General features: G+C 62.8%; 10 protein-coding genes. 5 read left to right on the plus strand and 5 right to left on the minus strand.

What is annotated here, in order from left to right; translation table 11 throughout:
- Positions 1-96: 96 nt before the first annotated feature.
- Positions 97-1,074 carry a hypothetical protein gene (locus tag QZX93_RS06020; protein ID WP_295388976.1) on the minus strand — a complete coding sequence of 326 codons (978 nt, stop codon included), beginning with the start codon at positions 1,072-1,074 and terminating at the stop codon, positions 97-99.
- A 592-nt stretch (positions 1,075-1,666) separates the two neighbouring features.
- The gene (locus QZX93_RS06025) at positions 1,667-3,703 is read right to left on the minus strand and encodes a cytochrome P450 (protein ID WP_295388977.1); all 2,037 of its coding nucleotides are present in this window, start codon (positions 3,701-3,703) and stop codon (positions 1,667-1,669) included.
- A 689-nt stretch (positions 3,704-4,392) separates the two neighbouring features.
- Here QZX93_RS06025 and QZX93_RS06030 point away from each other — a divergent pair.
- The 5 genes from QZX93_RS06030 to QZX93_RS06050 all read left to right on the plus strand — a co-directional run bounded on the left by QZX93_RS06030 (position 4,393) and on the right by QZX93_RS06050 (position 12,027).
- Entirely contained in the window at positions 4,393-4,770 is a 378-nt protein-coding gene (locus tag QZX93_RS06030) for a hypothetical protein (RefSeq protein ID WP_295388978.1), read from the plus strand.
- Positions 4,771-5,110: 340 nt separating this feature from the next.
- Positions 5,111-6,781: a tetrathionate reductase family octaheme c-type cytochrome gene (locus tag QZX93_RS06035; RefSeq protein ID WP_295388979.1), complete on the plus strand. Its 1,671-nt coding sequence runs from the start codon at positions 5,111-5,113 to the stop codon at positions 6,779-6,781.
- A 2-nt stretch (positions 6,782-6,783) separates the two neighbouring features.
- Complete coding sequence (locus QZX93_RS06040; protein WP_295388980.1) at positions 6,784-7,437, plus strand: cytochrome b/b6 domain-containing protein; 654 nt, start codon at positions 6,784-6,786, stop codon at positions 7,435-7,437.
- 497 nt (positions 7,438-7,934) lie between these two features.
- Positions 7,935-9,212, plus strand: a complete 1,278-nt coding sequence (locus tag QZX93_RS06045; RefSeq protein ID WP_295392819.1) for an ATP citrate lyase citrate-binding domain-containing protein — start codon at positions 7,935-7,937, stop codon at positions 9,210-9,212.
- Between the two features lie 52 nt (positions 9,213-9,264).
- Positions 9,265-12,027 (plus strand): CoA-binding protein, encoded by a 2,763-nt coding sequence (locus QZX93_RS06050; RefSeq protein ID WP_295392820.1) that lies wholly within the window; start codon positions 9,265-9,267, stop codon positions 12,025-12,027.
- Positions 12,028-12,224: 197 nt separating this feature from the next.
- Here the strand turns inward: QZX93_RS06050 and QZX93_RS06055 are convergent, their stop codons facing one another.
- The 3 genes from QZX93_RS06055 to QZX93_RS06065 form a co-directional block, all read right to left on the minus strand.
- A complete protein-coding gene (locus QZX93_RS06055) occupies positions 12,225-12,626 on the minus strand; it encodes a type II toxin-antitoxin system VapC family toxin (RefSeq protein ID WP_295394436.1) in 402 nt (133 codons plus the stop codon).
- Positions 12,623-12,841 carry a hypothetical protein gene (locus QZX93_RS06060; RefSeq protein WP_295394438.1) on the minus strand — a complete coding sequence of 73 codons (219 nt, stop codon included), beginning with the start codon at positions 12,839-12,841 and terminating at the stop codon, positions 12,623-12,625. Before QZX93_RS06060 ends, QZX93_RS06055 begins: the two co-directional genes overlap by 4 nt.
- 495 nt (positions 12,842-13,336) lie before the next feature.
- The gene (locus QZX93_RS06065; RefSeq protein ID WP_295394440.1) at positions 13,337-13,591 is read right to left on the minus strand and encodes a hypothetical protein; all 255 of its coding nucleotides are present in this window, start codon (positions 13,589-13,591) and stop codon (positions 13,337-13,339) included.
- Positions 13,592-14,189: the final 598 nt, after the last annotated feature.

Here is a 14,189-nt window from a genome sequence, read left to right on the forward strand (position 1 = left end):
CGACCTTTGCCAGAAAATCAAAAACTTCATCGACTATTTCAACAAGACAATGGCCAAACCATTCCGCTGGACCTACCAAGGCAAGCCGTTGGCAGCCTAGCTTGACATGGTCCGAGCACTTTCATCCTGCGGTACTAGCCCGCCGTCACCGCCTCTTCCAGCGGCGCCACCATCACCACCCCGCCCACCCCAACCGGGCCCACTGGCACAATCGAGGACACCAGGTCGGCTAGCCTCGCCGCGAGCACCATTTCCGCCGTTACCCCCATTTCCTCCGCGACCACCGTTACCACCAGAGCCTCCGGACGCCGAGACACTAAGTCTTCCTTCAAACACTATGGCCTCAATTGCGACCGGGCCAATCGAAAGCCCTGGTTCGCCATTTAACCCGGACTGGCCATCCGTGCCGCCCGCGCCCGTTTGTCCAGCACCTGTTCCTGCGTGCCCAAGCGAACCATCAGCACCGTTTCGCCCACTCGCGGCAACTGCGGGCGCCTCAAAAGCAACAACGCTAGCGTCCTCTGCAATCAGCTTAGCGGCTTTGATCGCGAGTGGCTTTCCGTTCGTCACTAAGGTTCCCTTAACTCGGACCACATCATTTGGGTAATTCCATTCCGTAGAGCTTGCAAGCGATATCTTGTTCGGTCCACGTGAATCAAAGATTCGCTCCTTAGTAAGCGCCGTCGTATCTTCCTTCGTTTGCGCTGAACCCTTCACGTCCATCTTTTCTTTCGGCGGCACTTTGATGCTTGTTTGCGAGATGGCGTACGCGGAAACACCGGCCAAAATAAGAGCCAGAACGCAAACGACAATCGCCATCGTCCGGAAGCGCCGCGCCCTCTCATGGATCTGCGCGAGAGCGAGTTGGTATTTCTGCTCTTTGGTCAGCCCGGTTGTATCAACATCAAAGAATTCAAGCGTTGAGCGAACGAGGTCAGCGCGTTTGTCTTCTGAGGCGGCCTGAATAAGACGTTCGCGTTCCTCCGACTTCGATTTGTAGGCCCAAGCAATCACCGTAACCAAGAAGGCAACAAAGGTAAGACCAGTTGTGACGTACTGAATTGCTTCCCACATGTTTCGTTTCCTTAAGTTCTATCGCCTATGAAAGCGCTTAACCTGCTATTCCCTCCAGACAGGCCGCAGCCGGCGGAGACTGCGACGGACGACCTGGACGCCACACTGCACTATCCCTTCAGGGGACTGGACTGAATGCAGTCCAGCCCCCTGAAGACCTAATCTCGCACACGCCCGAGCCTACCCGGCCTGCACCACAAGAACTACTCCCCGTTCCACTGGGATCGCTAACTGGATCTGCTCTCGCATAAAGTCGTGCCTGATCGAACATGCGCCCGCGGTACGTGCGCCAAGTCGAGGACTTCTTGAAGGAGTTGCGCCCGGGGTCCCTCTCGCGACTGACCGAGGGGGAAGTGAGGGGCTACCTACAACAAGCGCTGAACCGGCCGACTTTCTTCGGCTGGAAGTTTCGCCAACTCTTCGAGCGTTTGCAACTTGTTTTTTCCGATCAGGCGCAAGCGGACCTTGATCGTCGTTCCGGCCAGTCGGCCATATACCGCGCGCTCGCGGGGTCCTAGCGGTTGCCGTCCCTGGCCCGGATTCCGGCGTCCCGGCCGGAATGACGATCAAGGCAATCGCGCTGGCGAATCACTTACCGATCAAAGCTCAGCACAAACTGATCGGGAAACGGTCCGTCGTAAAGAATGCCGCTGCACGTTCTTAAGTTCTTCAAGCGCAGCAAACTGCCGACCAACGTCGGGATCTGGATCCGATTGACGTATTCACCAAAACAGCGGTGCATGCCGTCGCCGAAATGCAGGTAACGATCCAGGGACCGATCGTCGCGCACGGTGTAAGGCTCCGGCCACGCCGTTTCGTCGAACATTGCCGAGGAGGTAAACGCGAAAACTTCCGTGCCTTGCGGAATGGTGACCCCGGCAATGTCGGCGCCGTTTTTGCAGTGTCGGCGCATTGCCGCCGCCATGGTATTGAAGCGAAACACATCGAAACACAGGTGGAGCAATTGCTCCTCGTTGTCCACTGCAAGCCTCGCGCGCTGCAGCACATCAGGCTTGTTCAGCAATTGCTCGACGATCAAGGTCGTGGCCATTGAGTTGGTATCCAAAGCGCCGACCAGCAGACCGGAAATGTTGCGGCGGATGCCGTCATCGTCCAGATCGTGCTCGCCATCCATGCCCATTTTGATGAACCGGGACAGAAAGTCATCGAATTGTTCGCCTTGCTGAAGCTGAGCCCGGCGCTCGGCAATGAGATTGAGCAGGTAGGGGCCCATTTCTCTGAACGACTGTTCTGCGGTCATCTGTATGCCGCGGTCATTGCTCAGGTTCAAGAACAGGTCGTGAAACAAGGATCGCAACCAGCGCATCACCGTGATTTCGTCCGGCCCAGGTACGCCGAGGTAATCGCGGACGACACGCCGGGCCACCGGCCGGGTCAATTGTGACACCATGTCGATACGGCCCACCGGTCGCGCGGCGCGGATCATGTCGTCGCAATGTTTGCGCACGATGCGGCGAATCAGTTGGTCTTCGCCGGATTGAATGACGCGCCGCACGGCGCCCTGCTCTTTGGTATAGGTTTCTGAACGATCCATCCCTAAGAAAAACGCACCATTCAGACGCTGCATATTGGGGGCGTTGATCTCCGCGATGGTAAATTCGGTATCGCGGGCCAGGGTTTCGCGTACATCCCTGTCGCGGGTAACCAGCACGCGCTTAGCCAGAAACAGTACCGGTTTATACTTGCGCAGCACGTTGAAAAACACGCGCTGTACCGATGGGCCGGTGAGCGTCGCCACGCCACGGGCCATGTAATAGCTGAAAAAATTTTCAGGGGTGGTCGAGGTTGGGTGATGATCCAACACGGGTTGCGGCGCTGGTCGATGTTGGCGGTACATGGTCAAGGCGAGAGCGCCGGTCGGCGTCGCGCGCAACTGATCGACGAACGCCTGGTAAGCGGCTGGCAATTCGTCCTTGCTCGGTTGGACGCCACCGAATTGCTCTGGCAACAAGACCGGCGCCGCCAACGCCGCCAGGCAATAATCGGCGATGGTGGGCCGACTGCCCAGCAAATACGCGCGACCATCGGCCAGCAAGGCATCAAGTTCCGCGAACACGGCTTCGATCTTTTGCTTGCTGGGCTCGATCGTGCCGGGATCGGCCGGCAGGACTTTTACCAGCGTATCGGCGATAAGCGGATAGGCCACTGCCGCGAGCCAGCGTTGCCAGCCAGGGACACCGCGCTGCCAGAACGTCAGCACGGTCTGCTTATGCGGCAATAGCATGGCATAACCGTAATTGCGCGTCGCCAGGCCCAGCTCATCCACCAAGACCACCAGCAGACGTTCGGTTTCCGCCAGCCCATCAGGATCACGAGGGTAAAGCCGCAGTTCAGCAGGCAAGCGCGCGTCAATATATTCCAGCGATTCGCGCAACGTACACAGCGCCGCCTCGCTGGTAACCAGGACCGGCATGGCCTGGGTGTCCGCGCCAGCCAACCAGAACGAAGGTAAATGCAGCATCGGCACATTGCCTTCCTCCCGATACGGCACGCCGCCGTAGTCGAGCATCCAGCGCACCAACTCGCTGATATGCGAAACCGGAATCGTCATCAAACGATTCAGTCGCTTGGATTTGGCGCCGCGCCGGGTGTTGCCGGGTTTGATCATGATTCCTTCCTCTTGCTTGTGACGCTCGCTATGTGATGGCTGACGCGCCACGATTGCTTGCAGCAGTCCTGGCGAGTCGCGAGGTTGCCTTCCCTGCCCTGGATTCCGGCGTCCCGGCCGGAATGACGCTCAAGCTCGTGGGTGTTAGCGGCCCCAAGCGATGAGGCCAATCGCGGTACTCGAATAGATGGAAGGCGGTGACGATCTCCAGGCCCAGCCCGCCGGCCCCCACCACACCCAGGGTGGTCGCTGCCCTGAGATTGTGCTCCCCGCGATAGACTGCAAGATCGATCAGGCGGGGCAGGATAGGTATTCCGGGATGGCCGGAGGCTCCGCGGGGACACGAACCGCGGTGGGGTCGATCTTGCCCGTCGGGCCGATGACCAATGTGTCCGGACGACTTGGCGGCCGGTTCCGCGGCTGCCCACCCACCCAGGGACATTGAGGCTACCAGCTCGGGAATGGATACTGAGTACCTGGTGAGCCTTGGCGGCGGATTGGCCAGTGGCGTCCCCGGCGCAAAGCGCCTGACACATGCGTGACACCGCTAGAGCGGCGTCACGAGAAGCTCATCCAGCGGAGATTGCTAGGCCGCAAGTCGGGCACACCAAGGTTTCCAATGGTCAGCGGGCGGCGATATTGCTATGCTCGCGAGCCCTCAACAGCGCCCATCGCCGCCCGACTGATCCATGAAAATCGCCATCGCCACCAAAGACTTCACCCGGGTCGCCGGCCACGCCGGCCAGGCCCGCCACTGGTTGCTCTACGACAGCGACGCGTCCGCACCCGAACCGCTGCGCATTGAACTGGCAAAGATGCAGGTCTTTCACCACTGGGAGGGCGATGGCCCCCATCCGCTGGACGGGGTCTCGGTCATCGTGGCCGGCAGCGCCGGGGATGGCTTTCGCCGCCGGATGGACAAGCGGAGCATTGACGTCCTGCTCACCGGCGAGTCGGCCGCCGACCGTGTACTGACCGCCGTGCTGAACGGCGAGGTCCTGCCCGACCCCACCTTCGACCCCAGCCTGCTCCTGTGCCGTTTGCGGGACATCTTCTCCAAGTACTAGCCTCGGTTTCTCATGGGTCTTAGGGCAAGGCGCCAAGATCGCCAAGATCGCCGCAAAAATATTTTGCCGCCGCGACGGACCTGACTGACAATTCGCAATGACTCGCCTCGCCGTCGCGCCCTAACTTCGCCGCGCGCCCGCGGTGTCGGGCCGCAACCGAGCCAGTCAGGCAGCGCCAGATTGCCCGGGGCACCAGCGCCACAGTGCCCGCAAGATGTTCAAGAGATCAAGCTCATGGGTCTGGCCCGACGCGCTGGCGCGCTGCGGCGAGGCCCGGTCGACCCAATGCTAATAACAAGCTGGGGCGCGCGCGGCCCTGCAATCGCGGAGGACAACTATCATGCATACACTTTCCGGCATCAGGGTCATCTTGACCTTGATGTTACTCACCGCCCTCCCCGCCCAGGCGCGGAGCAACTGGCCGACGCCACCCATCGAGGGGGACGCAGCCGCCCAGGTATCGGGTCCACTCACCGGCGGCAGCGCCGACCACAGCAAGTTTGAGGCCCTCAAGGGTCCCTTCGCCGACGGGCCAGAGGTCACCAAGGCCTGCCTGAGCTGCCACACCGAGAGCGGCAAGCACTTCCTGAAAAACATCCACTGGACCTGGGAGTACACCAGCCCGGAGACCGGTCAGAAGCTCGGCAAGAAGCACCTGATCAACAATTTTTGCACCAACGCCCGGGGCAACGAGGGCATGTGTGCCCAGTGTCACGCCGGTTACGGCTGGAAGGACGAGACCTTCGACTTCACCAACCAGGACAACATCGACTGCCTGGTCTGTCACGACCATACCGGCACCTACTACAAGACCCCCAACAGCAAGGGCAACAAGGCCTGTACCGTGATGTTCGAGGGCCTGCCCGCCATGGATCTGGCCAAAATCGCCCAGTCGGTCCAGCTACCCGAGCGCGCCAACTGCGGCGCCTGCCATTTCAACGGCGGCGGCGGCGACAATGTGAAGCACGGCGACCTCTCCTCCGCGCTCAAGCACCCGCCGCGCGACCTCGACGTACACATGTCCCCCAATGGGCAGAACTTCGCCTGCACCGCCTGCCATGTCACCAGGCACCACATCTGGGCCGGCAGCCGCTATGACGTCATCGCCAAGGACACCGCCGGCGCCGGGCGCCCAGGTCAACGCCGCGATGTGGCCACCTGTGAGTCCTGCCATACCGACGCCCCCCACCAGTCGGGCTCGGTGGAGCATCGCAAGCTCAACCATCACGTTGCCTCGGTCGCCTGCCAGACCTGCCATATCCCCCGCTTCGCCCGCGGCGGCGTGGCCACCATTATGGACTGGGATTGGCGCACCGCCGGCAAGACCAAGAACGGCGAGGGCTACCACGAGCACGGCTACACCCAGGGCAATGGCGAGGAGCGCTACACCTACAAGTCGATCAAGGGCACCTTCACCTATGATGAGAACGTGATCCCCACCTACGGCTGGTTCAATGGCCAGATGCGCTATACCACCGTCGACACCCATTTCGACGTGAAGGATGAGCCGATCCCGATCAATGCCTATCTGGGTTCCCGCGCCGATGGGCGCTCGCGCATCTGGCCCTTCAAGCGCATGCACACCTGGCAACCGTTCGACATGGGCAATGGCACCCTGGTCTATACCCACCTGTGGGGTGAAGACACCGACGCCTTCTGGGGCAATTACGACATGGGCAAGGCCGTCGCCCGCGGCATGAAAGAGTTTAATCTGCCCTACTCGGGAGAATTCGGCTATCTGCAGACCGTCTCCTATTGGCCCATCACCCACATGGTCGCCCCCAAGGAGGACGCGCTCGGCTGCCGTGAATGTCACGCGACCGAGGGTCGGTTGAGCAGCGTGAGCGGGGTCTATCTGCCGGGCCGCGACCGCAACCGCTGGGTCGACCTGGCCGGTATGATCTTGATCTTCGGCACCCTCGGCGGGAGCCTTTCGCACGCCGCGATGCGCGGGGTGAGCCGCTTCAAGAACCGCCGCCAAGCCAACCAAGACCACACCGGGGACAACTAGTCATGAGTATCCGTTCAGTCCTGATCTACACCATCTTTGAGCGCTTCTGGCACTGGGCGCAGGTGACGCTCATCCTCACCATGCTGATCAGCGGTTTCGCCATTCATGGAATCAATCAATGGATGAGCTTCGATGAGGCGGTAACCCTACATACCCTGGCCGCCCTGGCGCTCCTGACGCTCTGGGTGCTGGCCACCTTCTGGCTCTTCACCACCGGCAACTGGAAGCACTACCTGCCCACCGCCGCCGGGCTCGGTCAGGTGGTGCGCTTCTATTCCTATGGCATCTTCAAGGGCGAGCGCCACCCCTACCGCAAGGCCTATTGGCGCAAGCACAACCCGTTGCAGGCCATCGCCTACCTGTTACTGAAGAGCATCCTGTTCCCGCTCATCTGGGTGTCCGGGATCGTCTATCTGTTCTATTTCGCCTGGGGCGACACCCCCGGCGCCGCGGTCTGGCTGGGGCGGGTGGCCCTGATCCATACCGCAACCGCCTATGCCATCCTGGCCTTCGTCATCGTTCATGTCTACATGCTGACCATCGGTCACTCTTTCGTCGAGCATGTGACCCCCATGCTGACCGGCTTCGACGAGGTGGAACTCAACGCCGAGGAAGAGGCCTACCTGATCAAGGACGAGCCCAACCACATCCGCTGATCCGTACCCGACCACTTGCCCCTGGTGTCCAAGGCTTCAGCCTTGGTCCTGTCGGCCTTAGTCATTAATCCGGCCACATCCCGGCTGGCACTCGTCGCGGCCTGGGGGCCGCTCCTACGGCGTAGGAGCGGCCCCCAGGCCGCGACGGGCTGCGGCGTCGACCCGTGGCCGGAAATATGATCAAGGCCGGCCGACGAGTCAGCCTCAGAGGCTGACCTGTTCGAGTCGCGTGTCCTCCTGCCCTTGGTTTCGGATTTTCCCACCTATCGTCGCCTCGTCCCGGGAAAAATAATACATAGCATTTGCACTCCCGCGCTGTGTGACTTAGGCTTCCGCATTCGTCCATCCGGATTCTCCACGGTCGTGTGCTTGGCGGCTCGCCACGCGCCTTTACCTGGATAGATTCACTGAAATGGCAAACGTCGACTGACTCCCAGGTAAAACTGTGGATTTTTTATCATAATTAGGGTTTCCCGCGTCGGCGGGAGGATACAACGATGCAGATCACCGGGATGCTTTGGGGGGCCAAGCTCCTTGATTATGTGGACTATCCAACCGCGGAGGTGCTGGGTCCGGACGCGACCGGCACGCAGGTCAAGGACCTGATCGACCGCTGGGGCAGTGTGCTGATCAAGCCCATCTTTAAGGGTGGCATCGGCAAAAAGGGCAAGTCCGGGTTGATTGGGCGGGCGACCGACCTGGCCACGGCCATGCGCGAGAAGGAACGGCTGTTCTTCGTCGAGCACCGGGTCGGCAATCAAGTGGCCAAGGCCGAGGGCGTCACCTTCGAGGGTGCGGTCCCGGCCGAGCACGAGATCTATGTGTCGATCGCGGACGCGACCCGCTACCGTGCCCCGACGCTGACCATCACCCACCACGGCGGCGTCGACATCGAAGACCTGGCGCCCAACCAGATCGCGGCCATCCCCTTCGACGCCCTGACCGGTTTCAAGGGGTTCATCGTCGCCAATGCGCTGGACAGCATCGATGCGCCGCGCGAGATCATCAGCCCGCTGGTGCAGCACTTGCCAAAGCTGTGGGACCTCTTCAGCAACTACGGCATGAGTATGCTGGAGCTCAATCCGATCCGCATGATGCCGAACGGTCAGGGGCGCTTGAGCCCCGTCGCCTGCGACTTCAAATGCGCCTTCGACGGCGACGACCCGACCTGGCATCGGCTGAATCTGCCGGACAATCTGGAATCCGCGAGCTACTCCGCCTTCGAGATCGAGGTCAACGCGCTGCGGACCTACCAGGGCCAGTCGGACGTGTTCGTGATCAACGACCAGGGCACCATCACGGCCATGACCTTCGGCGGCGGTGCCAACGCGCTGGTCACCGAGCTGCTGGGCGAGGCGGGCAACATCTCCTCGGACTTCGGCGGCAACCCGCCGTACGAGAAGATGTACGACATCAGCCGCATCGTTTACAAGCACTGGCTCGAGCAGAGCAACGTACTGTTCATCATCGGCGGCAAGGCCAACAACACGGACATCTACACCACCTTCCGGGCCATGGCCGATGCCTTGCGGGACTATTTCAACAGCCACGGCCGGCGACCACTGTTCGTCGTCGTCGGACGCGGCGGACCGAACCTGATCCGCGGCATGGCCTATCTCAAGGACACCCTCGACGGGCTCGGGCTGCCGTATCGGATGTTCGGCCACGACTCGGCCATGAGCGGCGTGGTCAATTACGCCCGTGACATCGACACCTGGATGCGCACTGGGGGCCGCGCCGAGATCGCCCGCCAGATGGGCCTCTGCGCCGCCTGACGAACAGCCCGACCAACAGCCCGACCAACCCGCCCGCAGCACGAGATTCACTATGTCTGCCAACGACGCCCACTTCCTCGGCGCCATGCGCCGCCAGGGTATCCCCGAATTCCCTCATTTTTTCGTCGGCAACGGCAACCTGGCCCAGTTCGCCACCCGCGACGACCGGGTGTGCGTGTTGAACATCCTCGGCAACGAGAGCCGCACGGTAACCCCGATCAGCCATACCTACTCCGGCGGCAACGTGGTCTGCGGCGTGCAGCCCGGGCGCTCCGGCTCAGTGCTGAAGACCGAGCTCAACGACATCCCGGTCTACAACACGGTCGCCGAGGCCCTGGAGGCCGGTCACCGGTTCAATGTCGCGGTCGTCTATGTCCCGCCGGCCGGGGTCAAAGACGCGGTCATCGAGGCGGTGCGCGTCAACCCCGTGCTCACGCGCGTGGTGATCTTGACCGAAAAGGTCCCGTTGAGCGATGCCCGGATCATCCGCCAGTACTGTCAGCTCCAGGGCGTCGACGTCTTCGGCGGCAACTGTCTCGGCATCGCCGACGCCCACCAGCATGTACGCATCGGCGGCGCGCTGGGCGGCACCCATCCGGCCGAGTCGCTGGTTCCGGGCACGGTCGCCATCTATTCGAACTCCGGCAACTTCACCACCACGATCGCCGTCTACCTGCTGACCGCCGGCTGGGGGACCACCGTATCGCTGTCGTCCGGCAAGGACGTCTATATCCACTTCGCGGCCGCGGAGTTCACCAACGCCTTCCACAACGACCGCCGCAGCCATGCCGCCGTGATGTACATCGAGCCCGGCGGCTACTACGAACGGGACCTGGCGTTCGAGAAGCCGGTGATCGCCTGCATCGTCGGGCGCTGGAAAGACCGCTTGACCAAGGCCTGCGGCCACGCCGGTGCCATCGCCGGCAGCGGCGACAATGCCGCCGCCAAGGAACGCTGGTTCATGGAAAAGCTCGGCGTCGATGCCCTCTATACCGCCGACAACCCGGTCTTCTCGGCCAAGGGTGCGGTCGTCACCAATATCGCCGACATTCCGTCGGCCATGACCGCCGTCATGGCGTTGAATCGCCGCGAACCGGACTTCGCGCCGATCGGCGACCTGTCGATGAAGTGCTGGTTCGCCGATGACACCGGGCTCGCGCTGCCTTCGATGCTCGACGTCAAGGCGGTGCCGGCCGTCGAGCCCTACAAGGAGCAGATCGAGGCGGTCAACCGCCAGGTCGGCGTGATCCCGCCGCGGGAGGTCATGAAGGACGCCTCCGGGGCCTCCATGATGGACCCCCAGACGCAGATCACGCGCTTGCACGGCGCCAGCATCCTGGACCTCGCCACCCGTTCCTACGAGGAAAACCTGGTCCTGTCCCTGGTGCGCGAGTACCCCGACGACACCGGTCGCGCGCTCGCCAACGTCGCGCTGAACGCCTATGTCGATCTGCACGGCACGCCGCTGCTCGCGGCGGCGCACGCCGCCCGCGCGGCCGGCAGCAGCCCGAACACGGCGCTGTGCGCCGCGGTTGCGCTGCTCGGGCCGAACCTGGTGGCGGGTGCCCGCACGGCCGTGCAGACGCTGCTTGAAGTCTTTCGGCAATCGGGGATCACGGACCTCACCGATCCGCACGTCGCCATCGCTGCGCGCATCGCCGCCACCACACCGGAGCAGGCCGGCACCCTGCTCGCCGCCGAGCCGGACCCTTTGGCCGTGGCGATGCTCGCGGGTGCGCGGGCGCGCGGCGCGATCGAGACCGCCATCCTGCGCTACCTGACCGACCTAGCCGCCGCCCAGGACCGCCACCCGAGCGCGGACGCCGTGCTCGCCGCCATCTGCCTGCACCTCGCCTGGCGGCCGCTGCTGCACAAGCGGATCTCGGTGACGACCCTGGCCAACCTGCCCTGGCACCTGCGCGTCGCCGCGACGATGGTCGGCGCATCCGTGAACCCGGACCGCCAGAGCGCGGACAGCTTCGGCGGCGTCCCGGTGCGCTCCCTGATCGACGACTGGAGCTTCACCGAGACCGCCTACCTCGCCTTGCTGGCGCACCGGCCCGATGCCGAGGGCCGCTTTGCCTTCTCGGTGCTGCTCGGGCTCACCGCCTCGAACGGCCCCGGCACCATCTCGGCCCAGGGCGCCAAGGGCGGGGTCAGCGCGGACGGGCCGGAGATGCCCGAGCGCGTCCAGGTGAACAAAGGCTATCTCGGCTTCCTCAGCCACACCGGCTTTGCCCACGGCGGCAACGGCTTCGAGGCCATGCAATTCCTGATCGAGCGCTTCAGCGGGCGCAACCTGGCCGATCCCGGCGATCCCAATCATGGCCTGGACCTGGTCCGCATCGCCGCCGACTATGCCGTCGACTTCAAGCTCAACAAGGCCAAGGCCAAGGCCATCGGCAACCTGTCCTACGCCAAGATCCCGTGCGTCAACCACCCGATCTTCAAAGGCAAGGAGATCAATCTGGACCCCCGTGAAGTCTATGTCCGGGAACTCTTCGAGTCGCGCGGCAGCTATAACGTCTTCCACGAGTTCTACCACGAACTGGTCCATGCCCTGGCCAGCTATGGCGTCAGCAGCAACGTCTATTGCGTCAACATCGACGCGGTCATCGCCGTCATCCTGCTGAAGATCTTGTGGCGGCCCTACGTCGCCGGGGAGATCGACGCCGGCTTCCTCGAATACGGCGCCTTCACCACCTTCCTCTACGGCCGCACCATCGGCACGGCCGCCGAGATCGAGGACCACGCCACCCGCGGCCGCAATATGGACACGCGCACGGGGGCGAGCCAGTGCCGGTTCGTGGCCTGATCGGCCATCCGAGCCGGGCCGGCCGGGCGCGGCGGGCGGGGGCCTTGATCATTATTCCGCCCCCCCGCGAACATTCGTCGCGGCCTGGGGGCCGCTCCTACCCGCGTAGGAGCGGCCCCCAGGCCGCGACGGGTTGCCGCAACGACAGAGTGTCACGAGGGAGGGTGCGCCACACGCACCTTGATCAACATACACGGCTACCAGAAGGTCTGGAGTTGGAAGGCGCGATACTCGTCGAAGGCGGCATCTTTGGTCATCAGGACCAGCCGACGCTGGATCGCCTGCCAGATCAGCATCCGGTCGAACGGGTCCTTGTGAGCGATGCGCGGCAGGCGATGGAAGCTGGCGGCCTCGTCCGGCGCCAGCGGCAACAACCTGTATCCCATGTCTTGCGCGATCTCCGGCAAGGCGTCGGGCACGCAACCCGTGAGGGTCAGCTTGCCGATGCCCGCCTTCAGCGAGATCTCCCAGAAACTGACGCTGCTCACGTAGACCGGATTCTCGGCGTTCGCGAGTAGCGCCTGGGCGGCCCGGCTGAGCCGCTCGGGCGTGAACACGCTCCACAGGAAGCTGTGGGTATCCAGCAGGTAGCCGGTCATAGGCACAACAGGTCCTCGTCGGTGACTGCGAAGTCCTCGGCGATGTGGCAGGTCGCCTGTCCCCGCATGAGCCCGAGTGGGCGGACGGGAGGCGCGACCCGGGGCTGCGCGCGCGCACGCAGGAACAGGATGAAGTCCAGGGCCTCCTGGGCCTGCTCCGGGGGGAGGCGGCTGAGTTCGTCGAGGGCCTGGGTCTCAATGGCGGTTCTGGTCATGGCAAGGCGCTCCGGGGGTGAGGACGCTTAGGCCCATTATATGGCCAACTTCGCGATAGATGGGGGAGCCCCGCAGGCCGGGCCGGCGGGCGGGGGCTACCCGCTGAAGCGTCGGCCTCCGGGTTGAGTCGGGGCTCGGGCCGGCTTGGGCGGGGGCCTTGATCATTATTCCGGCCACCCCGCGAACTTTCGTCGCGGCCTGGGGGCCGCTCCTACCCGCGTAGGAGCGGCCCCCAGGCCGCGACGGGTTACCCCAAGCGCCGGCCTAGCCGAAGCGATGACCAAGGCCGCGAAACCCATCCGCCCCGCCGCGCCGGACCGGTAGCGCGAGGAGACGGCCCAAGCATTCGGTGCAGGCTGGGGTGACGAAGGAACCCCAGCGTTAGCCGCCGCGCAACTGCGGAATGTTCGGCCTCCTGCATTGGCCAACCCACGCGCTTGTCGGCGCCGAATGCCAAGAAGCTGCGACACCAATCCACAAGGAGTTGCAAAGTGTCAAAGGTTTGGCGAAACTGCCAGTCGGCAAGTTGCCCTTTGGCTCGACAGGTTTTGGGGGTAGCCGATCACCTGCTCGGCCGTCAGCCGGTACAGGGACTCCGGACGCAGCGCCTTCAGGAACGCCTCGACCCGGAGCAGGTACCAGGGCCGCATCTTCTCGGGCACACCGTGGTGGATCAGTAGATTCCGGTAGCGGTGCCAGTTGGAGGGGGTGCCGTCTTGGCGGCGGGGGCGCGCGGGGGTGGTGGCCATGGGCGGGTGCCAGGATGCTTTTGGGTACTAGACTCGATTCAGTCGAGTACATTAGTATCCTCGTACAATCTAGCCCACAAGCGGCCCGCGCCAGCCCAGGCCAGCTGCGGCCCGTCTCGAGCTGGAACACGTTAGGCTTAAGAAGAGCAAGACGAATGAGTAGAACTAAGTTTTGTGGATATGTGATTCTTTCAGGACCATTTTCGTTTATTGCCCTTCTTTTTTCACTATTGTCTAACGCTAGTTTCGCAGGCTCATTATATAGTGTGGCTGATGTCGCGAGCGATGATGTGTTGAATGTTAGGGTGAGCCCTACACCAAGAGCGTACATCGTCGGGGCGATTCCTCCAAACGCTAAGAATATCGAAGTGACGGGGCCGGGAGTTTCAAACGGTCGTACTCTCTGGCTGCCTATCACATATAAAGAGATGCGTGGCTGGGCAAACGCGAAATATCTGGTTAGGAACGGTTCACTAAGAAGTTACTCATGTTAGCTCCGGCGATCTATGTATAGCGGCGGCCACTCAGTTGAAAAACCGAGGTCTTCCTGCGATCATGGGCGTCGGATCTTTGGACACCGGTCGCTACCATGAACGAG

It is taken from the genome of uncultured Thiodictyon sp. (assembly GCF_903946935.1).
Taxonomy (GTDB): Bacteria; Pseudomonadota; Gammaproteobacteria; order Chromatiales; family Chromatiaceae; genus Thiodictyon.

Excerpts from the sequence above, each read along its gene's own strand:
- QZX93_RS06030 (WP_295388978.1), top strand. The coding sequence starts at position 4,393 with ATGAAAATCGCCATCGCCACCAAAGACTTCACCCGGGTCGCCGGCCAC.
- QZX93_RS06040 (WP_295388980.1), top strand. The coding sequence starts at position 6,784 with ATGAGTATCCGTTCAGTCCTGATCTACACCATCTTTGAGCGCTTCTGG.
- QZX93_RS06050 (WP_295392820.1), top strand. The coding sequence starts at position 9,265 with ATGTCTGCCAACGACGCCCACTTCCTCGGCGCCATGCGCCGCCAGGGT.
- QZX93_RS06025 (WP_295388977.1), bottom strand. The coding sequence starts at position 3,703 with ATGATCAAACCCGGCAACACCCGGCGCGGCGCCAAATCCAAGCGACTG.
- QZX93_RS06035 (WP_295388979.1), top strand. The coding sequence starts at position 5,111 with ATGCATACACTTTCCGGCATCAGGGTCATCTTGACCTTGATGTTACTC.
- QZX93_RS06045 (WP_295392819.1), top strand. The coding sequence starts at position 7,935 with ATGCAGATCACCGGGATGCTTTGGGGGGCCAAGCTCCTTGATTATGTG.
- QZX93_RS06055 (WP_295394436.1), bottom strand. The coding sequence starts at position 12,626 with ATGACCGGCTACCTGCTGGATACCCACAGCTTCCTGTGGAGCGTGTTC.
- QZX93_RS06060 (WP_295394438.1), bottom strand. The coding sequence starts at position 12,841 with ATGACCAGAACCGCCATTGAGACCCAGGCCCTCGACGAACTCAGCCGC.
- QZX93_RS06020 (WP_295388976.1), bottom strand. The coding sequence starts at position 1,074 with ATGTGGGAAGCAATTCAGTACGTCACAACTGGTCTTACCTTTGTTGCC.
- QZX93_RS06065 (WP_295394440.1), bottom strand. The coding sequence starts at position 13,591 with ATGGCCACCACCCCCGCGCGCCCCCGCCGCCAAGACGGCACCCCCTCC.